21 protein-coding genes and 2 tRNA genes are annotated in these 23,284 nt (G+C 50.9%); 10 read left to right on the top strand and 13 right to left on the bottom strand.

Annotated elements, in window-relative coordinates:
- Positions 1 to 11: 11 nt before the first annotated feature.
- The 6 genes from benB (at position 12) to H924_RS10245 (ending at position 8,460) form a co-directional block, all read left to right on the top strand.
- Complete coding sequence (gene benB / locus H924_RS10220; protein ID WP_015651891.1) at positions 12 to 518, top strand: benzoate 1,2-dioxygenase small subunit; 507 nt, start codon at positions 12 to 14, stop codon at positions 516 to 518.
- Between the two features lie 11 nt (positions 519 to 529).
- Complete coding sequence (gene benC / locus H924_RS10225) at positions 530 to 2,068, top strand: benzoate 1,2-dioxygenase electron transfer component BenC (protein ID WP_015651892.1); 1,539 nt, start codon at positions 530 to 532, stop codon at positions 2,066 to 2,068.
- Complete coding sequence (locus H924_RS10230) at positions 2,065 to 2,895, top strand: 1,6-dihydroxycyclohexa-2,4-diene-1-carboxylate dehydrogenase (protein ID WP_015651893.1); 831 nt, start codon at positions 2,065 to 2,067, stop codon at positions 2,893 to 2,895. Before benC ends, H924_RS10230 begins: the two co-directional genes overlap by 4 nt.
- A 72-nt stretch (positions 2,896 to 2,967) precedes the next feature.
- Complete coding sequence (locus H924_RS10235; RefSeq protein WP_015651894.1) at positions 2,968 to 5,661, top strand: helix-turn-helix transcriptional regulator; 2,694 nt, start codon at positions 2,968 to 2,970, stop codon at positions 5,659 to 5,661.
- Positions 5,662 to 5,807: 146 nt separating this feature from the next.
- The gene (locus tag H924_RS10240) at positions 5,808 to 7,157 is read left to right on the top strand and encodes an MFS transporter (protein WP_015651895.1); all 1,350 of its coding nucleotides are present in this window, start codon (positions 5,808 to 5,810) and stop codon (positions 7,155 to 7,157) included.
- Between the two features lie 76 nt (positions 7,158 to 7,233).
- Positions 7,234 to 8,460, top strand: a complete 1,227-nt coding sequence (locus tag H924_RS10245; protein WP_015651896.1) for a benzoate/H(+) symporter BenE family transporter — start codon at positions 7,234 to 7,236, stop codon at positions 8,458 to 8,460.
- Between the two features lie 63 nt (positions 8,461 to 8,523).
- Here the strand turns inward: H924_RS10245 and H924_RS10250 are convergent, their stop codons facing one another.
- The 5 genes from H924_RS10250 to H924_RS10270 form a co-directional block, all read right to left on the bottom strand.
- The gene (locus H924_RS10250; protein WP_015651897.1) at positions 8,524 to 9,150 is read right to left on the bottom strand and encodes an ATP-dependent Clp protease proteolytic subunit; all 627 of its coding nucleotides are present in this window, start codon (positions 9,148 to 9,150) and stop codon (positions 8,524 to 8,526) included.
- Positions 9,151 to 9,184: 34 nt separating this feature from the next.
- Complete coding sequence (locus tag H924_RS10255; protein ID WP_015651898.1) at positions 9,185 to 9,778, bottom strand: ATP-dependent Clp protease proteolytic subunit; 594 nt, start codon at positions 9,776 to 9,778, stop codon at positions 9,185 to 9,187.
- Between the two features lie 190 nt (positions 9,779 to 9,968).
- A complete protein-coding gene (gene tig / locus H924_RS10260) occupies positions 9,969 to 11,312 on the bottom strand; it encodes a trigger factor (RefSeq protein WP_015651899.1) in 1,344 nt (447 codons plus the stop codon).
- Between the two features lie 113 nt (positions 11,313 to 11,425).
- Positions 11,426 to 11,499: transfer RNA gene (locus H924_RS10265), tRNA-Pro, on the bottom strand.
- A gap of 547 nt (positions 11,500 to 12,046) precedes the next feature.
- Positions 12,047 to 12,121 (bottom strand) — tRNA-Gly (locus H924_RS10270).
- A 561-nt stretch (positions 12,122 to 12,682) separates the two neighbouring features.
- On the opposite strand from H924_RS10270, the gene H924_RS10275 reads away from it, so the two are divergent.
- Positions 12,683 to 12,949, top strand: coding sequence for a helix-turn-helix transcriptional regulator (locus H924_RS10275; protein WP_015651900.1), 267 nt, complete (start codon positions 12,683 to 12,685; stop codon positions 12,947 to 12,949).
- Between the two features lie 173 nt (positions 12,950 to 13,122).
- On the top strand, positions 13,123 to 13,962 hold the full coding sequence (locus H924_RS10280; protein WP_015651901.1) for a hypothetical protein: 840 nt from the start codon (positions 13,123 to 13,125) through the stop codon (positions 13,960 to 13,962).
- Between the two features lie 63 nt (positions 13,963 to 14,025).
- On the opposite strand, the gene H924_RS10285 is transcribed toward H924_RS10280, so the two are convergent.
- From H924_RS10285 to H924_RS10295, 4 genes are all read right to left on the bottom strand, one after another.
- On the bottom strand, positions 14,026 to 14,499 hold the full coding sequence (locus H924_RS10285) for a ribose-5-phosphate isomerase (RefSeq protein ID WP_015651902.1): 474 nt from the start codon (positions 14,497 to 14,499) through the stop codon (positions 14,026 to 14,028).
- A gap of 74 nt (positions 14,500 to 14,573) precedes the next feature.
- Positions 14,574 to 14,918, bottom strand: a complete 345-nt coding sequence (locus H924_RS13680) for a CPBP family intramembrane glutamic endopeptidase (RefSeq protein WP_052160422.1) — start codon at positions 14,916 to 14,918, stop codon at positions 14,574 to 14,576.
- A gap of 8 nt (positions 14,919 to 14,926) precedes the next feature.
- Positions 14,927 to 15,298 (bottom strand): CPBP family glutamic-type intramembrane protease, encoded by a 372-nt coding sequence (locus H924_RS13685; RefSeq protein WP_052160423.1) that lies wholly within the window; start codon positions 15,296 to 15,298, stop codon positions 14,927 to 14,929.
- Positions 15,299 to 15,493: 195 nt separating this feature from the next.
- A complete protein-coding gene (locus H924_RS10295) occupies positions 15,494 to 16,105 on the bottom strand; it encodes a mycothiol-dependent nitroreductase Rv2466c family protein (RefSeq protein ID WP_015651903.1) in 612 nt (203 codons plus the stop codon).
- Between the two features lie 140 nt (positions 16,106 to 16,245).
- Here H924_RS10295 and pepN point away from each other — a divergent pair, with 140 nt between their 5' ends.
- A complete protein-coding gene (gene pepN, locus H924_RS10300) occupies positions 16,246 to 18,843 on the top strand; it encodes an aminopeptidase N (RefSeq protein ID WP_015651904.1) in 2,598 nt (865 codons plus the stop codon).
- A 149-nt stretch (positions 18,844 to 18,992) separates the two neighbouring features.
- Complete coding sequence (locus tag H924_RS10305) at positions 18,993 to 20,078, top strand: type I restriction enzyme HsdR N-terminal domain-containing protein (protein ID WP_015651905.1); 1,086 nt, start codon at positions 18,993 to 18,995, stop codon at positions 20,076 to 20,078.
- On the opposite strand, the gene H924_RS10310 is transcribed toward H924_RS10305, so the two are convergent.
- The 4 genes from H924_RS10310 to H924_RS10325 all read right to left on the bottom strand — a co-directional run bounded on the left by H924_RS10310 (position 20,075) and on the right by H924_RS10325 (position 23,272).
- A complete protein-coding gene (locus H924_RS10310) occupies positions 20,075 to 20,278 on the bottom strand; it encodes a helix-turn-helix transcriptional regulator (protein ID WP_015651906.1) in 204 nt (67 codons plus the stop codon). The genes H924_RS10305 and H924_RS10310 overlap by 4 nt on opposite strands.
- A gap of 9 nt (positions 20,279 to 20,287) precedes the next feature.
- Entirely contained in the window at positions 20,288 to 20,743 is a 456-nt protein-coding gene (locus tag H924_RS10315) for a hypothetical protein (protein WP_015651907.1), read from the bottom strand.
- Positions 20,744 to 20,838: 95 nt separating this feature from the next.
- A complete protein-coding gene (locus H924_RS10320; protein ID WP_015651908.1) occupies positions 20,839 to 21,957 on the bottom strand; it encodes an MFS transporter in 1,119 nt (372 codons plus the stop codon).
- Between the two features lie 79 nt (positions 21,958 to 22,036).
- Positions 22,037 to 23,272 (bottom strand): alkylhydroperoxidase domain protein, encoded by a 1,236-nt coding sequence (locus H924_RS10325; protein ID WP_015651909.1) that lies wholly within the window; start codon positions 23,270 to 23,272, stop codon positions 22,037 to 22,039.
- Positions 23,273 to 23,284 lie beyond the last annotated feature (12 nt).

Here is a 23,284-nt window from a genome sequence, read left to right on the forward strand (position 1 = left end):
GAGAAAAGTTCATGACCGCTGCAATTGCCACCATCACCCGTTCTGAGATCGAAGATTTTCTTTACTACGAAGCCCGCCTACTCGACGATCGCAAGTTTGAAGAGTGGATCCAGTGCTACCGCGAGGACGCTGAATTCTGGATGCCAGCCTGGGATGACAATGGTGAACTCACCGAGAACCCACAAACTGAAATCTCTTTGATCTACTACCCAAACCGTGGTGGTTTGGAAGACCGCGTATTCCGTATCCGTACCGAGCGCTCTTCTTCCACTTCCCTGCCTGAGCCACGCACCGGCCACAACACCACCAATGTGGAAATCCTGGAGCGTCGTGATGGAGAAGTTGATATCCGTTTCAACTGGATCACCTTCTACTACCGCTACAACACCACCGATACCTACTTCGGTCACACCTTCATGACTCTTGATGTTTCTGGCGAAACTCCCAAGATCCTGAAGAAGAAGGTCGTTTTGGCTAACGACTACATTCATCACATCGTCGACATCTACCACGTCTAGGAGGCATCTTAATGTCACACCAAATTGCACTTGCCTTCGAAGACGGAATCACCCGCTTCATTGATTGCGAAGAAGACCAAACCGTTGCGGATGCCGCCTACCAGGCACGTATCAACATTCCTTTCGACTGCCGCGACGGCGCCTGCGGAACTTGTAAAGCGTTCTGCGAATCCGGCGACTTTGATGAGGGCGAATACATCGAAGATGCACTCTCTGATGACGAAGCTGATGAAGGCTACTGCCTGCCTTGCCAGATGACTCCAAAGTCCGACCTCATCTTGCAAATTGCCACCACCTCCGTGTTGGCAAAAACCGGCGCTTCCACCTTTGATGGTGAGCTCAAGGAGATCAAGCGTTTCTCCGAGTCCACCATCGGCATTGAGATTGAGTTGGAAAACCGCGAGGACCTCGCATTCTTGCCTGGTCAGTACATGAACATTTTGGTTCCTGGTTCTGAGCAGACCCGTTCTTATTCCTTCTCTTCCTCCACCGAGTCTGATCGTGTTCAGTTCTTGGTCAAGGTCACCCCTGGCGGCCTTATGACCACCTACCTCACCGACAATGCACAGGTCGGCGACAAGCTCACCCTCACTGGACCAATGGGTTCATTCTTCCTGCGTGAGCCAGTTCGCCCCATCCTGTTGCTCGCTGGCGGTACCGGCTTGGCTCCAATCTTGGCCATCCTGGAAAAGTTGGCGCTAGACGATAAGCTCGATGTTCCAATTCGCTTGGTTTATGGTGCAAACTTCACTCATGACCTGGTTGAACTTAATCGCCTTGATGCTTTCAAGGAAAAATTCGACTTTGATTACATCACCGTGCTTTCTGACAAGGACACCGAGCACCCACGTAAGGGCTACGTTCCAGCTCACCTAACTGGCGAATATGAGCCAGATGAGGATACTGACGTTTACCTTTGTGGTCCTCCACCAATGGTTGAGGCTGTCCGCCAGTTCTTGAGCTCCCTCGAGAACCCACCTTTGGACTTCTACTACGAGAAGTTCACCTCCGCGGCCGCTCCTGCTGCAGGTCGCCCCGAGGTCACCGTGGAAGCTGAGGAAGTTAAGGAAGACTTCAACCTGGTTGAGGTTTCCACCCCAGGCATGGCAACCGGCGAGGTTCACTCCTCCGCTACCCAGTTGCAGGCTCGTATGGCTTTGGAGTTGGGCGCACTTGAGCTGGCACTACACAAGCTCAGCGATCGCGACATCGAGCGTTTCCGTTCCCTGGCCGAGACCGCAAACTCCTACCTGGATGGCGATAAGATCCTCGATGCAGTGAAATTCACCGAGGCAAACGCTGACTTCCACGAGTTCCTCTTCCGTCGTGCCGACAACGAAGCGTTGATGGCGGCATACCAGAACCTCGAGGTTGTTAAAGAGATGAAGGCTGCCCTTCCGGGCGCTGAGTGGATCGAGCCGGCAATTGCCACTGAGCACCTTGAGCTTGTCGACGCCGTGTCTCAGCGTGATTTGAATGCTGCGCGTGACATTATTCGTGCGCACGCAGATCACGGTATCTCCACCATGTCCAAGGCAACCGACAAATGAGCGCACCAGTAGGAAAAGGTATCTCTGAAAAGCCTTCCCACATCACCGCGGAGCGTTTTTATGGCCAAGGTGTTGTTGTTACCGGTGCAGCTCAAGGTATCGGTATGGCAGTGGCGCATCGTATTGCTCATGAAGACGGCAATCTGGTGTTGGTGGATCGCTCTCCCCTCATTCATGAGGTTGCAAAGCAATTGCAGGATGCCGGCGCTGGCACCGTCACCTCCTTCATTGCTGACCTTGAGACCTTTGAGGGTGCTACCTCTTCCCTGGAGTTCGCGACCCAAAACCTCAAGCACCTCGACGTTGTGATCAACAATGTGGGTGGCACCATTTGGGCAAAGCCTTATCAGGAATACACCGAGGAAGAGATCACTAAGGAGATCAACCGTAGCCTCTTCCCCACCTTGTGGATGTGCCGTGCAGCCTTGCCGATCCTCATTAACAACGGTGGTGGCACCATTGTTAATGTCTCCTCCATTGCAACTGGTGGCATCAACCGCGTGCCTTATGCAGCAGCAAAGGGCGGTGTTAATGGCATCGTGTCAGCTTTGGCACATGAGGCAGCACCTCACAAGGTTCGTGTGGTGGCAACTGCACCAGGTGGAACCTTGGCCCCAGAGCGTGCAGTCAAGCGCGGCCCCGGACCAGAGGGTGAGCAAGAAGAAAAGTGGTATCAGCAGATTGTGGATCAGACCATTGATTCCAGCTTGATGAAGCGCTACGGCACTTTGGAGGAGCAAGCTGCTCCGATTTGCTTCCTCGCTTCTGAAGAAGCTTCTTATATCACTGGCTCAGTTTTGCCAGTTGGTGGAGGCGACCAGGGTTAACCCTTGGAGATACTTAGGGATTCCTAGCTGTTTTAGCAGCTAGGAATCCCTTTTTTGTATTAGAATCGGACTATGGTTGCTTCAGTTCCTTTTACCCCTTCTTCCTCCCAGGCTTTCTTGCCTCGTGCCTCGATTGTGCTCCAGGAAATTAGCTCCCTAATTTCCCAGCTACCAGCGGGCGAAGGAAAACTCTTTCATATCAGTGGCCAAGCAGGCGCTGGTAAAACGGAATTTGGAACGCACCTCTCCGAAGCACTCCAAGGATGGACCGTTGTTCGAGTAACCGCCTTGTCATGGCTGCAAAACAGTCAACGCAACCTGCTCAACCACATTGCCCATAAACTGGGCGCACATTCCGCGAACTCTATTCGCGGAGTTATCGATCGCCGTGACGCCTCAACCGTCGTAATTATCGACGATGTCCACTGGGCCGACGTGGAATCTATGCAAAAGCTAATCGAATTTGCCATGCGCATGGTCTCTGGACGTTTTGTCCTAATTTTGATCGGCTTGGACAATGAAGAATTAGCTTTCCCGGACGCTTCAATATCATTATCCGAAATTGCCGATGCCTCATTTGTGCTCCCGCCTATGAGTATTGAAGAGATCCGCCAATTGGTTCTCACCACTGCTCGCGGTCGTATCAGTGCTAGTACCGCCACCGATATTCAAAGAATCACTGGCGGAGTTTATGGCCGCGTAAAGGAAGTTCTTTATGCGGAATCCCCTGATCACTGGAAAGCCCCTAATCCTAATGTGCCTATTCCACAAAGTTGGTGGGCCAATCTTAAACGTCGCCTGAGCATCTCGCCGCGGGAGATTTGGCAGGTTTTATTGGCGGTGGCCGTCCTACCAGCAGGTGGCCCTATTGATCTGGTTAAGCATTTGGGAAATGATCCCACCGGTGAACTCTGCGACCAAGCCATTCGGGAAGGATTTTTAAGAGTGCTGCCCTCTGACGGTGCACCTCGTCTCGATTTGGTTTTCCCCATCGACCGCGCAGTACTGCAATCACGCACCCCTATGAATACTTTGTCTGAGTTGCATCTGAAGGCTGCAGATTATTATCAGATATGGGATCAAATTGATGAATCTTTACAGCACCAAGCATTTGCAGCATTAGCGCCTGATAATCCTGCGGTGAAGGCTTTGGCCCAACGTGGTTATGAATTGGGACGTGCCGGGCACTGGATGGAAGCAGCTCATGCATTGTCTTTGGCAGCAAACCGCACGGCTCGTAATGAAGAAGCCAATAAGTACATGTTGGAGTCCATTGATTCCCTTATTGCCGCTGCCGACCTTCCCCAGGCCCGTATTCGCGCTGCCACCCTGGACCTTGGCGAACAAGGTATTCAACAAGATTCCATGCTGGGATATTTGGCAATTCACGAGGGCAGACAATCGGAAGCTCGCAGTCACTTGGAACGAACCGCTAAGGAGATCTTGCGCCAAGACCCCGTAGATCCTATTCACGGCCCGCGTCTAGCACAGCGCAAAGTGCTGCTCAACTTAGTGGATTGGCGCCCGGAAGAATTGCTAATCTGGGCCGAACGCGCAGTTGCCTGGGGTGAAAATGATGCTGGCGAAAAAATTGAGGCGCAGTCCATTTCCCTGATTGGTCAATCAATTGTGGATGGCAAACTACCTGAGGACATTCCTATTCAGGGTGAGACCACCTTGCATGCACAAAGGCGTCATATGGCTATGGGATGGCTGTCCATGGTGCATGATGATCCAGTAACTGCTCGTCAAAAACTGGAACGCCGCACCTTTATTAGTGGTTCTGAGCGTATTAGTTTGTGGCAAGACGGCTGGCTCGCACGTTCCCAACTACTACTTGGGGAATGGGAATCTGCAGCGCGCACGGTGGAAATTGGACTGGCCCGTGCCGAGCAATTTGGTATTAAGTTTTTGGAGCCATTGCTGTTGTGGACGGGTGCCACAGTTGCAACCGCGCGCGGCAACCTTGACCTCGCCCGTTCCTATATTCGCAGGCTTTCCACTGACCAGGATTCTTTTATTATTCAATCCATGCCTTCGGCGATGTGTCGCATGTGGGTGTATTCCCAGCGTAATGAGATGGCAGGAGCAATCGTTGCGGGTACTAATTTAGAAAAACTCAGCACTCAGAAATACGTTAATGCACCTGGTTTTTGGCCTTGGCAAGATGTTCACGCCACTCACCTCATCCGAATTGGTGAAATCAAGAAGGCGGAAACGTTGGTCGAACGCACCCGTAATGAGATTAAGAACTCGGATATTATGTCGATCCATGCCAAGATTTCAGTGCCTGAGGCAATGCTGTTAATTAACCGTGGGGATGTCAAGAGAGGTTTTAAGCTTTTCGACGACGCCCTCGATATGCTAACGCCCCTTACGCTTCCCTATTATCGAGCTCACGTTCATTTTGAATACGGTCAGGCTCTTCGTCGTCAAGGCCAAAGACGCCGAGCGGATGAACAGTTTGCCCGCGCTTCCTCCTTGTTCCAGGATATGGGCGCGCATGCCATGGTAACTTTGGCCAACCGCGAAAGGCGCGTGGGTGGATTGGGCCAGCGTAATGAACAGGCCGGTGGGCTTACCCCACAGGAATTTGAGATTGCACAGTTGGTGTCTACCGGACACTCCAATAGAGAGGTTGCGATGGAATTGTTCCTGTCCCCCAAAACTGTGGAGTATCACCTCACCCGGGTGTATAAAAAGCTCGGAATTCGCAATCGAATGGAGCTGGTAGAGGCCTTAAATAAGTACTCTCACCTCTCCTGACCGGGGGTTTATCAACGCACAGGTACCCCCTAGAACTGTTTAGGGCATTCCCTAGTTTCAGCATTTTTCATAAGCGGATTAAATGTGAATCACATCACCGGCAGGCAAATGAAAGCTATCAATTCACATTATTCAAGGAGAACGCCGTGTCCACCTCAATAACCAATAGCTGGCAAAGCCCTAAACACCGTGCCACTGTATATACGATCCTAGCGATCGTTGGCATTTCCATCCTTTTCGACGGCTACGATTTGGTCATCTACGGCGCAGTTTTGTCCACTCTGCTCGAAGATCCCACTCAAATTGGTGCCCTGAGCCCAGCAGTTGCAGGTACCCTCGGTTCCTACGCCATGATCGGCGTGATGATCGGCGCCCTTTCCGCCGGCGCTGTTGGTGACCGCCTTGGTCGCCGCAAGGTGATGCTGACTGCAATCGCTTGGTTCTCTGTTGGCATGGCGCTCACCGCATTTGCTAACTCCATCGCACTCTTCGGCTTCCTACGCTTCCTCACCGGGCTCGGCGTCGGAATGATTGTTGCAACCGGTGGCGCTATCATCGCAGAGTTCGCTCCTGCTAATCGCCGCAACCTTTTTAATGCAATTGTGTACTCCGGTGTCCCAGCCGGCGGTGTTCTAGCTTCCCTGCTGGCGCTGGTTCTTGAAGTACACATAGGATGGCGCGGACTCTTCCTCATCGGTGCTTCCCCATTGCTCTTCCTCTTCCCAATGGCTTTCTTCTTCCTTCCAGAGTCCCCACGTTGGCTCACTTCCCGGGGTCGTATTTCTGACGCACAGGCACTTTGTGCACGCTTTGCCCTGCCAGCAGAGCAATTTGTAGTGAACAATGTTGCAACTACCGCAACCCCAGCCAAGACCGGTTTTGCTGGCATCTTCTCCACCAAGTACCTCATGGGCACCATCTTGATCGGCGCAATGAGCTTCATCGGCTTGCTTTCCACCTATGGACTTAACACTTGGCTTCCAAAGATCATGGAGTCCAATGGCGCAACCTCACACGATTCCCTCTACTCCTTGCTCTTCCTCAACGGTGGCGCTGTTTTCGGTGGCCTGATCGCTTCTTGGTTCGCTGACAAAATCGGTGCAAAGACCATCATTACCAGCACTTTCCTCTTGGCTGCACTCTGCCTCGGTGCCTTGCCTTTCATCTCCTCTTGGCCACTAATGTACTCCGCAATCGCACTTGCCGGCATCGGCGTCCTGGGAACCCAGGTCCTTACTTACGGCCTGACCTCAAACTTCTTCGGAACTGAGTGCCGCGCAGCAGGTGTGGCATGGTGTGCTGGCTTTGGTCGCCTGGGCGGTATTGCCGGACCTGCTATCGGTGGTCTCATCATCGGCGCTGGCTTCGGACCTACCTCCGCATTCTTCCTCTTCGCAGGTGGCGCAGTTATCGGTTCCATCTGCACCTCCCTGATCCCTCGCTTCCCCGCAGAAGCTGAGGTCAAGATCATCGAGGAGCCACTGGCTCGCATCTAAAATCTGCCGGAACTTGGGAAGCTATTTATAGCTTCCCTTTTCTGCATTTCACCACAACCAGCATTGGAGTAAAACCTTGGCCAGCTCACTACTTTTGGCAGTTGAACCTCCCCAACTCCCCCGCCCCACCTTCGCCGAGATCCGTCGCGATCTCACCGCTCAAGAAATTGGCAATGGCTTAGTTGCGCTAATTTTTTCAGCATCTGGCCCAATTGCGGTTATTTTGGCAGCTGCGGCCGCTGGCAATCTCAGCCCCGATCAAACTTCCTCCTGGATTTTCGGAGCTTTTTTAGGAAATGGGCTGCTTACCCTTTTCCTTACTTTTATATACCGCAGCCCCCAAGCCTATTTTTGGACAATCCCTGGCACAGTTATTGTCGGTGATGCGCTCACTCACCTGGGCTTTGCCGAAGTCATCGGAGCATACCTCGTTACCGGACTAGTGGTATTTCTCCTGGGCTGGACCGGGCTTATTGGCCGAATCATGGCAGTTTTGCCACCCACCATTGTGATGGCTATGGTGGCCGGCATTTTCCTCCGCTTTGGACTGCAATTAATTGATGCCAGCGTGAGTGATCCCCTCATTGCCATTTCCATGATGGTGGTTTTTGTGGCTTTGAGCATTAATTCACGAATTGCGGCAATAGCACCACCAGTTGCTGTTTCAGCTGTTATCGGTACCCTCATTGCCATTGTGTCGGGCAGATTAGCACCTGGAATTTTAGACAATGGGATTATGGCAAAACCGGTATTTACCGCTCCGGAGTTTTCCTTAACTGCCATGATGGAGCTTGTAGTTCCGCTGGCTATCACAGTGGTGATTGTGCAAAATGGGCAAGGCATCGCGGTTTTGCGGGCAGCAGGCCATAAGCCGGGAGTAAATCTCGCAGCGGCTGCTTCTGGATTATGGTCACTACCGATGGCCTTGATTGGAAATGTTTCTACCTGCCTGACCGGTCCAACCAATGCACTTATCGTTTCTAGTCAAAAACCCGAGCGCCACTACACTGCCGCCATGGTCACCGCACTAGGCGCAATTACAGTAGGACTCTTTTCCCCTACTTTTGTGGGTTTTATGCTCGCTATGCCGGTATCTTTTATTTCTGCACTTGCCGGCATCGCCATGCTCACCCCATTAAAAAATGCCTTTGTCGCCGGATTTTCAGGAGTCTTTTCCACCGGCGCTTTGGTGTGTTTCTTAGTAACCGTTTCTGAGCTCAACCTATTAGGAATTACCGCTCCATTTTGGGGAATTGTGTTTGGATGTCTCATTGGCTGGTTGCTGGATAGAAAGCGAGTATAAAGAGCAGGCATAAGAAAAGGCCAGACCTTAAACGGTCTGGCCATTTGCTATCTAGCGGCTAATTTAGCGGCTGAGCTTGCGGTAATCAAAAACTTGATCCGCAATGCCATATTCAACTGCTTCTTCAGCGGTGAGGATCTTATCGCGATCGGTATCGATACGAACCTGCTCTGGGGTACGGCCGGTGTGATACGCCAAGGTGTTCTCCATGAGGCGACGCATACGCTCGATCTCTGCAGCCTGGATCTCCAGGTCAGAAACCTGACCCTGGGTACCCTGCGTAGCTGGCTGGTGAATCAAAACGCGAGAGTTTGGCAACACCGCACGCTTACCTGGAGCACCTGCAGCAAGCAAAACCGCTGCTGCAGAAGCTGCCTGGCCGAGGCAGACGGTCTGTACATCTGGGCGGACGTACTGCATGGTGTCATAAATTGCCATCAACGCGGTGAAAGAGCCACCTGGGGAGTTGATGTAAAGGGTGATGTCACGATCAGGGTCCATGCCCTCAAGCACAAGAAGCTGCGCCATGATGTCATTTGCAGAGGTGTCATCTACCTGGGTGCCCAGGAAGATGATGCGCTCTTCAAAGAGCTTTGCATAAGGGTTGGTCTCTTTGGTGCCATATGCGGACTGCTCAATAAAAGATGGCAGCACATAACGTGAAGATGGCATCTGGAATCCGTTGCTCATAATCTTTTTCTCTCCTTTAAAGTTTTCCGTGTGCCTAGTTGCTGATTGGGCCTTCAGCCAAGGTAATCACGTGGTCCACAAGTCCGTAATCCTTAGCTTCCTGTGCAGTGAACCAGCGGTCACGATCGGAATCCTTGGAGATCTGCTCAAAAGTCTGACCGGTGTGCTCTGCAATAAGCTGAGCCATTTCCTTCTTGGTCTGTGCAAATTGCTGGGCCTGGATTGCGATATCCGATGCGGTACCACCCACACCAGCGGAAGGCTGGTGCATCATGATGCGAGCGTGTGGCAGGGCATAACGCTTGCCTTTGGTACCACCGGAGAGGAGAAACTGACCCATTGATGCAGCCAAACCCATTCCGTAGGTGGCAATGTCGCAAGGTGAGTACTTCATAGTGTCGTAAATTGCCATACCCGCGGTCACAGAACCACCGGGAGAGTTAATGTAGAGGGAAATATCGCGGGTTGGATCCTCAGCAGACAGCAGCAGGATCTGGGCACACAGCTTGTTGGCGATCTCATCGTCAACCTGGCTACCCAGGAAAATGATGCGTTCGCGCAGCAGGCGGTCATAGATATCGCCGCCGAAGCCAACTCCGCCAGGTCCAGTCATCTGAATATCGCTCATGAAATCTGTCAACTCCTATAGTCCTTTAGTTTGTTCAGGGTTCATCAAGTTCAATGTCACCAGACTACCCCTCTATTTCCTCTGAACCCCCTCTGTTCGCTATCAGCGTTTGCAGGGGGATTAAAAAATAAAAAGAACGCTTTTCGACGCGGTGTTTTTGCGTCGAAAAGCGTTCTTTAAATGCTTTTATTTAAGCTTCGGTCTCTTCGACCTCTTCTTCGCCGAAGTACTGCTTAGGGTCAACCTCGTTGCCCTCGGAGTCCTTCACATTTACGCGACAGATTGCCTGAGCAAGTGCCTTGCCACGGCGAACGTCTGCGAAAAGGTTAGCGATCTGACCGGACTGCTGCAGCTGGCCGATGAACTGGTTTGGATCCATTCCATAGGACTGAGCGGTGAAGAGAATGTGGTCAGTAAGCTCCTGCTGGGAAACCTCTGGCTCTTCAGTCTCAGCAAGAACGTCGAGGAAGAGCTGGGTGCGAACAGCCTTCTCTGCATCCTCACGGTTCTGCTTCTCAAAGTCCTCGCGGGTGGTGCCCTGGGACTCGAGGAAGGAGTTAAGTGCAGCATCGTCGTGTGCGAGCTGGCCAAGCAGCTGGTGCAGCTGGGAGTGTGCCTGCTCTTCAACGATGGACTCAGGAAGAGCGAACTCAGCCTCAGCCAAAGCAGCCTTCAAGACCTCGTCGCGGATCGCAGCAGCCTGCTCGTTCTTGAGCTTTGCCTCTACATCGCCAACGGTGGACTCGCGAAGCTCTTCGATGGTGTCGAACTCGGAAGCGAGCTGTGCAAACTCGTCGTCAAGCTCCGGAAGTTCACGCTGCTTGGTTGCGGTGATCTCAACCTTAACCAGAGCTTCCTTGCCCTCGTACTCGCCGGAAGCAAGTTCGGTGGTGAACTCTGCGGTGTCACCCTTCTTCAGGCCGGTAAGAGCCTTGTCGAGTCCGTCGATCAGATCTTCGGAGCCGATTTCGTAAGAAAGACCCTCGGTGGAAGCTTCTTCAATGGTCTCACCATCGATGGATGCCTCAAGGTTGATGGTGACGAACTCACCCTTCTTCAACTTGTGGTTGTGATCCTTCAAGGTGGAGAAGCGAGCACGCAGGTTGTCGAGCTCTGCATCAACAGCTGCGTCATCAGCCTTGATTGCAGGAACCTCTACGTTGATTTCCTCAAAGTTAGGAAGATCGAACTCTGGGCGAACGTCAACCTCAGCGGTGAACTCAACGAGCTCGCCATCTTCGATCTTGGTGACCTCAACCTGTGGCTGTCCGATAGCCTTGATACCCTCAGCCTCAACAGCCTCGGAGTAACGAGTAGGAAGCATGTCGTTTACAACCTGCTCCAAAACTGGACCGCGGCCAAAGCGTGCGTCAATAAGCTGACGAGGAGCCTTACCCTTACGGAAGCCAGGAATCTGGACTTGCTGTGCCAGAGCGGCGTATGCCTGGTCGATTTCTGGCTTCAGTTCAGAAAATGGAACCTCAACGGTGATCTTTGAACGGGTGTCGCTCAGCTTCTCGACAGAACTCTTCACGAGTAAATCTCCTGGGTGGTCGGATAAGAAAAGTGTATGAACTATAAAAACAAGCCCGGTTTCCGACGATAATGCGATTTCTCGCTTCGTCCGAAACCGGGCTCGTCCTCAAGTCGGGGCGACAGGATTTGAACCTGCGACCCCCTGCTCCCAAAGCAGGTGCGCTACCAAACTGCGCCACGCCCCGATATTTAGTTGCCCCTTGGGACTTGAACTATCGTACACTATAAAAGCTTCTTTAAGAAACTCTCTAGCGGACTTCGTTGCGGTGTCCCTTGGTTCGCTTTAAAACTATACGTGCAATATGCCAACTAGAAAAATCGCCAGGTCAGAGCATGTTTTTCTCTTAGTTCTTAAGTATTTAGATCGCTTAAAGACACTCTGTTGAAAACATTGCACCCCTCAACCGCTTTTCGACGCGCCCCTCCAGGGTGCCAATCATCCAATCAGGCGCAGTGCCGGCCTCATTTATATAGAGGCAACTTTTTGGGGAGAGTTTTTAGGCAGTCAGTTGTGCTTAATTCATAATTCCTATGCACGCAATAACCCCCTCGCCACCGCCACCTATAGGTACTAGAAAGCTTTTCCCCTATTTAGACGAGAGCTGCATACCTCTTAAGAGCTTTTATCCCTTTTGAAATTTGAATGCATCCCCTTTCAGATATAAAGACAAACGAAAAACGCTCTTACAGAAAATTTCTGTAAGAGCGTTTTGTTATTTAAGTTTTAAAATTTGGAGGGAATGACGGGAATCGAACCCGCGTCATCAGCTTGGAAGGCTGAGGTAATAGCCATTATACGACATTCCCATTCAAGCAATTCCAAGAAATCTTGGCGATGCCTTGCTTGGTACGTTGGATATAGTAGCGCAATCTTAGGAATCTTAAAAATCTGCAGGCCACAGGCTTTGATTTAATTCCCATCCCCTCCCCTAGCGAAGTAGTGAAGCACTTAAAGGTTAGAAAATTAGCCATATATGAGAAAACTTAAGAAAAACTAAGAAGCTTAAAATGTCTCTACAAATCTGAAGCCTTGAAATTTGATTTATCGATTCAGATAACCGTAATTATTAACCGTTTATGTATTTCTAATTTCGCTTTTCACCTTTTAAGGTTACTGAAAGTTTCCAAAAGAATACGCACAAATGTACATTTAGCTGCAATTTTCCTAATAAGGAGTTAGGAAAGCTTAAAGAAATCTATGAGCTTGCCAGACTTTATACCGAAGTAAAGCTTTTTAAAACATTAACTCTCTTCTATATTGCGTGCTCAGTTCATGTATTTTAAATAGGTTTTTCAATTTGCCAGTTTGCTGTCAAATATAAGAATGATTTAGACATTCGAGTGATTCGTGGCGTAACCTGTCTAGCTATGAAGCCAAAAATCATCGATGCCGAGACCGGCAGAGAGCTCTGGACCGCGATCGAATGCGCGGAATTTTCCGGCACTGCCCGAGGAACCTTCACCAGCTACGCCGGTCGTGGACGAGCACCTAAGCCCGTAGCAAAGCATCATGGCCTAACCTTATGGGATTCTGAGATTATTAAGGAATGGGTCGATGAGCGTGCTGCTGGCAACAAGGGATTGACCTCCATCGGCGAGGAAACCGCCGACGACGCCCAGTCCGTCGCAAATTAAGCTAATCTCCTCCACCTCAACCTAAATTTCAGGCCACGCACTCGCGTGGCCTTTTTTAATACCCATGCTGGGGAACTTTCAGCCATGTCTGCTCGTTGCCCAAGTGATAAATAACCAAAACTGTGGAGGTCAACACACCCTCCATATAGATACTTGAGCGAGTTGAAGATTCCGTGGAAGCACTACTCCTGATAGCATTCGTCATCGGTGGTGGCGTTTTTGTCGCCTCGAAGATGGGTTCAAACAATTCCAAGAAGCAGGAAGAGGCGAAATTAGCCGACGCACAAGCAGATGCCCGGCGTTGGATTGAGCGTTTGGGTTCCCAGGTCCTCACCATTGCTGGTTCCGATGCCGCATCTACCCAGGCTATTGCCGATGCCTCTGAGCGTTTTAATGCCGCATCCTCCCAGATCTCTACTGCGAGCACCGTTCGCCAAGCAGAGCTTGCTCGAGAATCCGCTCTTGAAGGTCTGCACTATATGAATGCAGCCCGCGAGATTATGGGCATGCCAGCCGGTCCTGAACTTCCACCTCTGGAAGGGCAGCGTAAGGCAGGTCGTGTTACCGAAACTCGCACCATCGAGCAAGATGGTCGCCAAATTACTGCGTCTCCTGTTGCAACTGATAACACTCCAAACTACTACCCCGGTGGTACGGTTGCCGGTCGTCCGGTTCCTGCCGGCTGGTACTCCGAGCCTTGGTGGGCCAGCGCATTGCGTACCGGTTTGTGGACTGCAGGTTCTGTCATGATGTTCTCTGCACTTTTTAGCGGCATGTCAGGCATTGGATATTCTGCTGCAGCTTTTGAAAATGGCTACGGCGACGGTTATGAAGATGGCCTCGCAGCTGCAGAGGGTGGAGACACTGGTGAAGTAGATGGCGGTGAAGCCGATATGGGTGGCGCTGAAGGTGGCGACGACGGCGGGTTCTTCGGAGATGGTGGATTCTTCGGCGGCGATGACGGCGGCGGACTCTTCGGTGGAGACGGCGGCGGATTCGATTTCGACTTCTAAACTAATCCTGTAGAAATACTAAAAGGCGGTCAGTATGAACTGACCGCCTTTGCTTTTGTCTAATTAGTTCTGAGGTACAACTGGGGCAACGCCAGTGCGCTCATAATCAGAGAGAATATCGATACGACGCTGGTGACGCTCCGCATTGCTCCACTCTTGTTCGAGGAAAGCATCAACGATTGCCAATGCTTCTTCTTCGGAGTGCATACGTCCACCAATTCCGATGAGGTTGGCGTTATTGTGCTCACGAGCCAAGCGAGCGGTTTCTACGGACCAGGCAAGAGCACAACGTGCGCCCTTTACCTTGTTTGCTGCAATCTGCTCACCGTTTCCGGATCCACCGAGGACAATACCCAGGGAACCTGGATCATTCACGGTGCGGCTAGCTGCTTCAATACAGAATGCGGGGTAATCATCTTCCGCATCGTAGACATGTGCACCGCAGTCAATTACCTCATGGCCATGAGCCTTAAGGTGTTCTGCAATGGCATTTTTAGTTTCAAATCCAGCGTGGTCTGCTCCAAGGTATACGCGCATGATTGTTAGTGTACTGCAGGCTTTTTCTCTATGAGATATCCCCCGGAGTGGCAAGCCAGTGAGAGTAGTCTCTATCAAGGAGTTAAAGGTTTGGGAATTCCCTTAGACCCTTGCACGGTGAACCTAGTTTCATCCCTGCCGACACCATAAAAAAGCCAAGCTCCATAAATTATGAGGACCAAGATTGCCGGTATAAGTAGGTCAATACTTTCTGCTGGTGGACTGAACTCTGCCATGACGTTGTAGAGAATGTGGATCACAATTACCGCATGTAGGCTGCCAGTTTTAAGTACTACCGCGGTAAAGAGCAGTCCAACTATCATTGCGTTAATAATCTGCAAGGTGGTGTCTGCACTACTTTGCCCAATTAGAAGGCTAGCCGCGTGCCCAAATCCAAAGGTTAAAGCGGTGACAATCACCGCCCAATTTACTTTCCCTTCTGCAGTAAAGCATGGAACAAGAGTCCACGGAAAAGAACTTCTTCAAGGAAACCGACAAAAAGATAATGCAAGACGATCATAATTGCCACGAAGATGGTTAGATCATCACGAATTCCCTTGATCAAAGGCAGACCTGGAAGTATTAGCAGTGGCAGATAAATCCACATTTTTAGGATTGGAACCTTAGAAGTTACTCCTAGTCCAATCTGCGAACCGATCCCAGTGCGAAACAGATAAACAAGCAAAGTGATGCTCAGAACTACCAAGGCGATAACCGCGGCGGAGTGAATGGAAATCCCGCTATTAACTCCAATATTGAGGACCACAATAGGGGTCACCACATAAATTGCCAGCCACACCAGGGAATGTCTGATTTGGTTTTTCTGCTAAGGCGTTGCATGTTTTCACGGCCTCAGATAGTGAATTTCCTTGCCTTAGTAGATTTCATACATGCTCTGAACAGGTGTTTTTAATGGGCGCAATGCAACACAGTAGAAAACACAAAAGCAGGTTATAAGACCATGTGGTCTTATAACCTGCTTGACGCTAAGAGATTAGTTAAACTCTGGGCTCTCGGTACGGGAGCGCTTAATCTCGAAGAAATGTGGGTAGCTAGCAAGCTTGACGGAAGCGTCGAAGATCTCGCCAGCCTCCTCACCACGTGGGATACGAGTCAATACTGGGCCGAAGAATGCGGTGTCGCCGAACTTCACAACTGGAGTTCCGACATCGTTTCCGACCTCATCCATTGCACTCTGGTGGAATGCGCGCAATGCGTCATCCCATTCGGTGGAGTCAGCAACCTCAACAAGGGATGCATCTAGGCCAACCTCGGCCAAAGCCTCAGAGATAACTTCGTTATAAGAACCGTCTACAGCACCTCGGCCATCGTTGTGGATGCGGGTACCGGTAGCGGTGTAAAGCTCGCCCAGCTTCTCTGGGTTGTTGGTGGCAACTGCAGCGAAAACGCGAGCAGGGCCCCAAGCAGCCTTCATACGTGCCTGGTAATCCGCAGGAAGATCGCGGCCGTCGTTAAGAACAGCAAGGCTCATTGGAACCCACTGGATCTCAATATCGCGAACCTGCTCAACTTCCTTAATCCAGCGGGAGGTTACCCAACAAAATGGGCAAGTGGTATCAAACCAGAAGGTGACTTTTTCAGCCATTAAAATTTACTTCCTTTTCTCTACAGATTTTTAGTTTCTAGCACAACACCCATAGCGCGAACTATCGTGGTGTAATTGCGCAGTCCATGTTACTCGTGGGCGTACCGCACCAGCTTATATCCATCTATGAGGAGCAGTACATGACGTCTACTAATCTCACCAGGCAAGAAGCAGCTGAACGCTCACGCTTGCTCAGTGTCGAGAATTACGATATTTCTTTGGACTTAAATATCGGCGAAGAGTTTTTCAGCTCCAATACTTTGGTGCAGTTTACTGTTCGCGAAGCCGGTGATACCTTCATTGACCTGCGCGCAGCCAGCGTAGAAGAAGTCCGCCTAGACAATGAATCCATCAAGGAATCCGCACTTACCCTCAACGCTGATGGCTACGATGATATTCCCGGAATTGCTCTTAAAGGCCTAAATCCAGGAACTCACACCCTGCGGATTATTGCGACAATCCCCTATTCCCGCACCGGCGAAGGCCTGCACCGCATGGTTGATCCTGCGGATAATGAGGTCTACCTCTATACCCAATTTGAAACTGCAGATGCCAAGCGCATGTTTGCATGTTTTGATCAGCCTGATCTCAAGGCAACCTATGATCTCAACATCAAAACTCCTAAGGGTTGGAAGATCATTTCCAATGCGGTACAGGAAGTTTCTACCCAGCATCCGGAATATGACACCCATATCTCCCGCATCGCTTACCCACTTTCCACCTACTTGGTTGCAGTGTGCGCGGGTCGCTATCACGAGGTGCAGGATTCTTGGACCGGTACCCTGACCCACCATCCAGAAACCCCTAGTGATCAGCCCACCGAACTAACTGTTCCACTCGGCCTTTATTGCCGTCGTTCCCTGGCCAAGGATTTGGATGCAGAAAAGCTCTTTGCTGAAACCAAGCAGGGATTTGAGTGGTACCACCGTAATTTCGGTGTGGCTTATCCATTTGGCAAATACGATCAGATCTTTGTGCCAGAGTTTAATGCCGGCGCCATGGAAAACGCTGGTGCAGTGACTATTCGTGATGAATATGTCTTTGCTTCCAAGGCCACTCGTTATCGCTATGAGCGCCGCGGGGACACCATCCTGCACGAGCTTGCCCATATGTGGTTCGGCGATCTTGTCACCATGCGTTGGTGGGATGACCTGTGGCTGAATGAGTCCTTTGCCACCTGGTCTGCTGCGATTTCTCAGGCTGAGGAAACGGAATATGACACCGCCTGGGTCACCTTTGCCAATGTGGAAAAGTCTTGGGCTTATCAGCAGGATCAGCTGCCTTCTACTCACCCTGTGTTCTCTGATGGTTATGACATTGAAACTGTCGATCAGAACTTCGATGGCATCACCTATGCCAAGGGCGCTTCGGTGTTAAAGCAGCTCCAGGCATATGTCGGCCGCGAAGCATTCCTTGCCGGCGTACGTCGCCACTTTGCCAACCACTCTTGGGGTAATGCCACCTTTGATGATCTGCTCGGTGCTCTTGAGCAAGCATCCGGCCGTGATCTTTCCGATTGGGCAGACCAGTGGCTCAAGACCACCGGTATCAATACCCTCGGCGCGGATTTCACCGTTGAGGATGGCAAGTACACCTCCTTTGCCGTTACTCAGACCGGCGCCGCCCCGGGTGCCGGTGAGCTGCGTACCCACCGCTTAGCGGTGGGCCTTTATAAGCTTGTCGACGGGTCCCTCGACCGCTACGCACGCGTCGAACTTGACTGCAGTGGCGCGTCGACAAGCGTAGAAAAGCTTATTGGCACAGAAGCAGCTGATTTTGTGCTGGTCAATGATGATGATCTCACCTATGCACTGCTCGATCTTGATGAGGCTTCACGCACCTTTGTTGTAGACAATATTGATAAGTTCTCGGACCCTATGCCACGTACTTTGGCCTGGTCAGCAGCCTGGGAGATGACTCGCTCCGGCCAGATGAAGGCTCGTGATTTCATTGCGTTGGTGGCACGCGGTGCTGCTGCGGAGACTGAGATCGCGGTGCTGGAACGCATTTTGATGCAGGCTACCTCGGCACTGAAGAATTATGCAGATCCGCAGTGGACTGAGGGCAAGGACTTGCTGGCAAATGCCTTGCTTGAGGGTGCACAGCAGGCCGAAGCAGATTCTGATTCCCAATTGGCGTTCATCCAGGCTTTGGCAAAGGCTCCGCTCAATGATGCGGCCGTTGCATTCTTCCGCGATGTTCTTGCGGGCAAGGTAAATGGGCTAACTGTTGATCCTGATCTGCGTTGGTGGGCGCTGACTGCGTTGATTGCCCATGGTGCCGTGGAGAATCCAGCAGAGGCAGTTGCTGAGGAGCTTTCTCGCGATAAGTCCAATGCTTCCTACCTTGCTTCACTACGCGCCCGGGCCGCCATTAACACTGGTGATAACAAGGCTGAGGTTTATCAGGAGGTAACTTCATTGGACAATAACCTGTCTAACCTCGAGTTGCGCCATAAGATCGAAGGCTTAACCTTCACTGGTTCTGCTGATCTGCTGGCCACCTACAACAATCAGTATTTCGAGATTCTTGATGAGGTGTGGGCAAAGTTCTCCGGCGAAATGGCTCAGCAGGTAATTTTGGGTCTCTTCCCTGCTTGGAATATTTCCACAGAAGGACTCGAGCGTGCCGATTATTTCCTCGATGGTGAGCATGCAGCGGGTATCAAGCGCATTGTTGCTGAATCCCGCGATCGTGTGGCTCGCGCCGTACGTAACCGCGAAGTTGATGCCAGCTAATTAGGCTATTCGGCGCTTAGCCCTCGCTCATTTTCGAGCGAGGGCTTTTATTATTCGAACATGTGATACTTACGTGTCCACGCTGCCCCTTAAGCTCCAGAGGAGTTCAGCCATTAGGCATCCCCCACTGGTTCTAAGAAAGGGCCATCATGTCCATCGAACAAGCAATTACCGCTTTGGCAGCTCGAGTTCGCGAGCTCAAACCCATCATTGAAACCGAGGAAGCCACCAAAACTGCTTTCATCATTCCCTTTATCAGTACTGTCCTGGGATATGACGTCACCGACCCACGCGAAGTTATCCCTGAATACACCGCTGACGTGGGAGTAAAGAAAGGTGAGAAGGTTGATTTTGCTATCAAGTCTGGGGATGATTTCCACTTTCTCATTGAATGTAAGAAGGTTGGCGAACCCCTAAACTTGGACCACGCTAATCAACTTGTGCGCTATTTCAATGTCACCGATACGGAATTTGCGATCCTCACCAATGGCGAAATCTATCAATTTTATGCGCAGCTCGACGCGGTTAATCGCATGGATGAAAAGCCCTTCATGACCTTGGATCTATCCAATATTGATCCGCGGCAATTTTCCCATCTAGAAATGTGCACCCGCGCACATTTCAATCCACAAGCTCTGGCTGCCAATGCGGAGGAGCTTAAGTACATCGCCGAGCTAAAGAAGCTCATTGCACTGCAATTTCAAGAGCCAGATACGGAAATTGTCAAGATGCTGGCCTCCGCTGTTTCCACAAAGCGCATGACGGCAGCCAATTTGGAATACTTCACGCGATTGGTTTCTACCGCATCCTCGCAATTCCTTAAGGATGAGGTCAATCGACGTCTACGCTCCGCTCAGGATTATGATGATCCCTCCCCTTCACCGTTGGAGATTGCCCCAGTAGAAAATTCCACTCCGGAAGTTGAGGAACCGGTTTCTGAAGTTCATACAACTGAAGATGAAATCTACGGACACTCCATTGTCCGGGCAATTTGTTGTTCGGAGGTACCAACTCAGGACATCACCATGCGAGATGCCAAGTCCTATTGCGCCATTCTTTTCCAGGACAATAATCGCAAACCTATTTCTCGATTCTTCTTCGACCGAAAGGTTCCACGTATCTCTATCTTCAATCCAGAAGGTGAAGCTGAACATTTCGATCTGGAGTCTATTGAAGATATCTACCTTTATGCAGACCAGCTAAGGGCCCGGGTTAATTCCCTCAAAGCAGTTTAGGGTGCTTCTTCTTCAAAAATGAAGAGGTCTTCAATTTGGCAATTAAACTCGCGAGCTAGCTGGAAGGCCAAGGGCAAAGAGGGGTCATAACGGCCTTTTTCAATGCTGATGATGGTCTGCCGGGAGACTCCCAACGCGTCTGCCAAACGCTGCTGGGAAAGACCAAGTTCTTCCCGGTAGGCTCTAAGGTGGTTCTTCATTCAAGTGTCCTAGGCCGCCCGGTGCTTGCGGATGCCATAGCTCATCCAAAAACAGATCTGCATTAAGACCAATAAGATTAATAAAGCGTTGGACATGGCGATCTCCATGGGACGCACGCTGAACACAATGGATCCGATTCCTCCGATAACCATGAGCATGTGGAAGGTATCTTGGGCCGCTGCGGCATACCAAGTATTTTCCACGCTATTTTCTGGGTTTCGGATGACACCTTTGATAGTTTCGCGGTCCACCAATGCTAACCAGGTCAGAGCCACCGCAACGGGCAGCATCACTATGAAATAGATAGCCAAAAATAGCCAATAGCGTTCCGGGTTAAGCAAGCTCAGCATAAGCAGGGAAAAGACTGCAGAAAAGAATGCTCCTCCACCTAGCGATGCAGCGATTAAGCCAGCTGCACCTCCTCCAAATTTTGAACGTCCAAATATTGTTTTGGTGCTAGACATTTTCAGCTCCTCCAACTATGTTAAGCGTGCTTTACATCTCAAGATTAAAGTAAAGCACCCTTTACAGTCAAGGGTGCTTTACAACTCTTTTGAAATTAGCGGATACTCTTTTGTGGATTAAGCCACTGAGTTAATGCCACCACCAACAAGGCAGCCGCGCAGACCCAAAAAGCTTGCGCTCCTATGGCCATATAAATAGGCAAGAATGATATCGGTGCCGCAGCTGAGCCAAAGAACCTAAAAGCTTGCACGGTAGACAACAAAGACGCTCCACCTGGGCTAGCAAGCACCGCAAGGTTGACCGTTGCCTGAATGCCTTGAGCAGCAGCAACAGAAATTGCCCATAGCAATGCAACCAGCACGATCCAAGGAGAAATTGGAATGCAGGCCAATGCCAGCGCTGCGATTAAAGCGCTCACTACTAATACTGCGCGTACCCCAAACTTGTCTGCCATTTCCCCGATTTTGCGAGAACCAAAAAATGCTGCTGCGCCACCGCACATGACAACAAGACCACGCGCTGCTGCATCGAGTTCAAATCGATCACCTACGTGGAGAGATGTCATAAATCCAACGCCAATAACTCCCACTCCCACCACAAATCCGGAGAGCATATGAATCAACGTAGGAAGCCATTGCACCTTTCCTGCGACATTTTGGCGGGACGCTGAAGGTGCTGCGACCACGGGGAGTCTTGCCAAAAGGATAAAAGCTGCAGCACTGGCAGTAACCAAGAAGGTTAACCGCCAATTCACCACAGATGACAGTCCCGCAACAAAGGGCGCTGATAACATTCCCAAGGATTGCATCGCCGCATAGGTTCCCAGGGCTTTACCTAAGTTCTCTGGTGGAGTGAGCTCACGCAACATCATCTGCAGCACCGGCGTAGTAAACGCATTAGCCATGCCAATAACTGCATAACAAGCGACAAATAGCCACCAAGAAGGCGTGATTAACAACATCAAAGCCAAAGGCAGAGTCACTATATATGCCCAGGAAACTACCTTATGTGGTGGAATTCCACGTACTAACCGCCCAGAAATGAGCATCATGGTGGCAAATGGAAAAAGATAAAAAGACATGGTGAGGGCAGCTTGCCCCACACTGACATCAAAAGTATCTGCAAATTCTGGCAGAACCACTGCGAGCGCCTGACCAGTAAAGGGCCCAACAAATCCTCCGACCAAAATGGCCGCCATCTGCAGTTTCTTCATAGTGCCTTACTCTAGGCTCAACCCCCTGTTTGTTCCCACAAAAGGAAAAACAGGGGGTAAAAGGTCACTGGTGGGGAAATTATAAAAAGCGCTTAGGCACTTCTGGCTCGCCAAGGGACAGCATCAAGCGGTTAGCCCAGTTGAAAAAGGCCACAGAGTTGATGAGATCTACAATTTGCAGATCGCTAAAGCCCACGCCGCGCAGCTTCTTAATGCAGCCCTGGTTAAAGGCAGCTGGGGTGGAAGTCAGTGCGCGCGCTGCATCACGGATGACATTCCATTGTGCAGAACCCAAATCAGAGTCAATGCTTTTCAACAGCGCATTTACATCCGCGCCACGTCCTGATTCTTGCTCCGCACGGCCAGCGTGTACGGATGCGCAGTACACACAACCGTTAAAACGAGAAGTAACGGTTGCACCAAGTTCGCGCTCTGCCCGACCCAGGCCTTCCCCATCGGTATTAAAGAAGATATCCAGATCGGTCAAAGTGCGCGCTTTTAATGCCGCAGGATCACGTGCAAGCAATCGGAAATACGGCATATCAGCACGCTCAGGTTGAATGAGAGAATCCAGTTGAACCTCGGTGAGATCTGCTTTTGCTACCGGTGGTACCCAAGGCTTCCATCCAAGGGAATGGTTCACAAATTTTTCTGGTCGGTTGAGGTCTTCATAAGTGGAGATCTCAAAGCCCTCATTAGACAATTCCCAGGGGGTTTCAGGGATATTCAAACGTGCGCCAGCAGCCTGAATATCCTCACCATTGAGAGTGCGCAAGCCATAGGCCACCCGAAGTTGGAAAGCTAGGAAGGAAATCAATTGGGCCAAAGATACTGTGTCATCGGCAGACCACCCCGCTCCGGAAAGTCGGCCTAAGACCTCAGGACGTGAATCTCGTGGATGGAAGACTAACAGATGCGCATAATCAAAGGCAGCGGCAAGACGCTTTCCCAAAACCGTGGCATCATTGCGAACTGATCCGCCCGGCTCAGATTCCGCACTAAGTTCTGGTTCACGGTAGGTGCCATAAGGACCAGAGGAAATACCCTGTTCAATGGCATCTGAAACAGCAGTAACAACGGTGGTGGGGGCTTCGTCAAGAAGCAAATCTTGATAAAGATCCACTGCCGGGGAAAATTGATGCAGGCCAGCGACATAGGTGGCCACGGCATAACGCTCAGCAAAACTAAAAGTGCCAGGCTCACTGGGTTCTAGCAATGCTTCAAAACTCTTATGGGCATTGTCCCGCGCTTGGGGGCGGTTATCACGTAGCTCTGGAAGATCTGTTCCCACGAGCATATCGATAAGATCTGACATAGTAGAGGCTCT

Source organism: Corynebacterium callunae DSM 20147 (assembly GCF_000344785.1).
Lineage (GTDB): Bacteria > Actinomycetota > Actinomycetes > Mycobacteriales > Mycobacteriaceae > Corynebacterium > Corynebacterium callunae.

What these genes read in the sequence shown, in the direction of transcription:
- benB (WP_015651891.1), top strand. Translation starts at nt 12, where the DNA reads ATGACCGCTGCAATTGCCACCATCACCCGTTCTGAGATCGAAGATTTT.
- benC (WP_015651892.1), top strand. Translation starts at nt 530, where the DNA reads ATGTCACACCAAATTGCACTTGCCTTCGAAGACGGAATCACCCGCTTC.
- H924_RS10230 (WP_015651893.1), top strand. Translation starts at nt 2,065, where the DNA reads ATGAGCGCACCAGTAGGAAAAGGTATCTCTGAAAAGCCTTCCCACATC.
- H924_RS10235 (WP_015651894.1), top strand. Translation starts at nt 2,968, where the DNA reads ATGGTTGCTTCAGTTCCTTTTACCCCTTCTTCCTCCCAGGCTTTCTTG.
- H924_RS10250 (WP_015651897.1), bottom strand. Translation starts at nt 9,150, where the DNA reads ATGAGCAACGGATTCCAGATGCCATCTTCACGTTATGTGCTGCCATCT.
- H924_RS10255 (WP_015651898.1), bottom strand. Translation starts at nt 9,778, where the DNA reads ATGAGCGATATTCAGATGACTGGACCTGGCGGAGTTGGCTTCGGCGGC.
- H924_RS10275 (WP_015651900.1), top strand. Translation starts at nt 12,683, where the DNA reads ATGAAGCCAAAAATCATCGATGCCGAGACCGGCAGAGAGCTCTGGACC.
- H924_RS10285 (WP_015651902.1), bottom strand. Translation starts at nt 14,499, where the DNA reads ATGCGCGTATACCTTGGAGCAGACCACGCTGGATTTGAAACTAAAAAT.
- H924_RS10295 (WP_015651903.1), bottom strand. Translation starts at nt 16,105, where the DNA reads ATGGCTGAAAAAGTCACCTTCTGGTTTGATACCACTTGCCCATTTTGT.
- pepN (WP_015651904.1), top strand. Translation starts at nt 16,246, where the DNA reads ATGACGTCTACTAATCTCACCAGGCAAGAAGCAGCTGAACGCTCACGC.
- H924_RS10305 (WP_015651905.1), top strand. Translation starts at nt 18,993, where the DNA reads ATGTCCATCGAACAAGCAATTACCGCTTTGGCAGCTCGAGTTCGCGAG.
- H924_RS10310 (WP_015651906.1), bottom strand. Translation starts at nt 20,278, where the DNA reads ATGAAGAACCACCTTAGAGCCTACCGGGAAGAACTTGGTCTTTCCCAG.
- H924_RS10315 (WP_015651907.1), bottom strand. Translation starts at nt 20,743, where the DNA reads ATGTCTAGCACCAAAACAATATTTGGACGTTCAAAATTTGGAGGAGGT.
- H924_RS10320 (WP_015651908.1), bottom strand. Translation starts at nt 21,957, where the DNA reads ATGAAGAAACTGCAGATGGCGGCCATTTTGGTCGGAGGATTTGTTGGG.
- H924_RS10325 (WP_015651909.1), bottom strand. Translation starts at nt 23,272, where the DNA reads ATGTCAGATCTTATCGATATGCTCGTGGGAACAGATCTTCCAGAGCTA.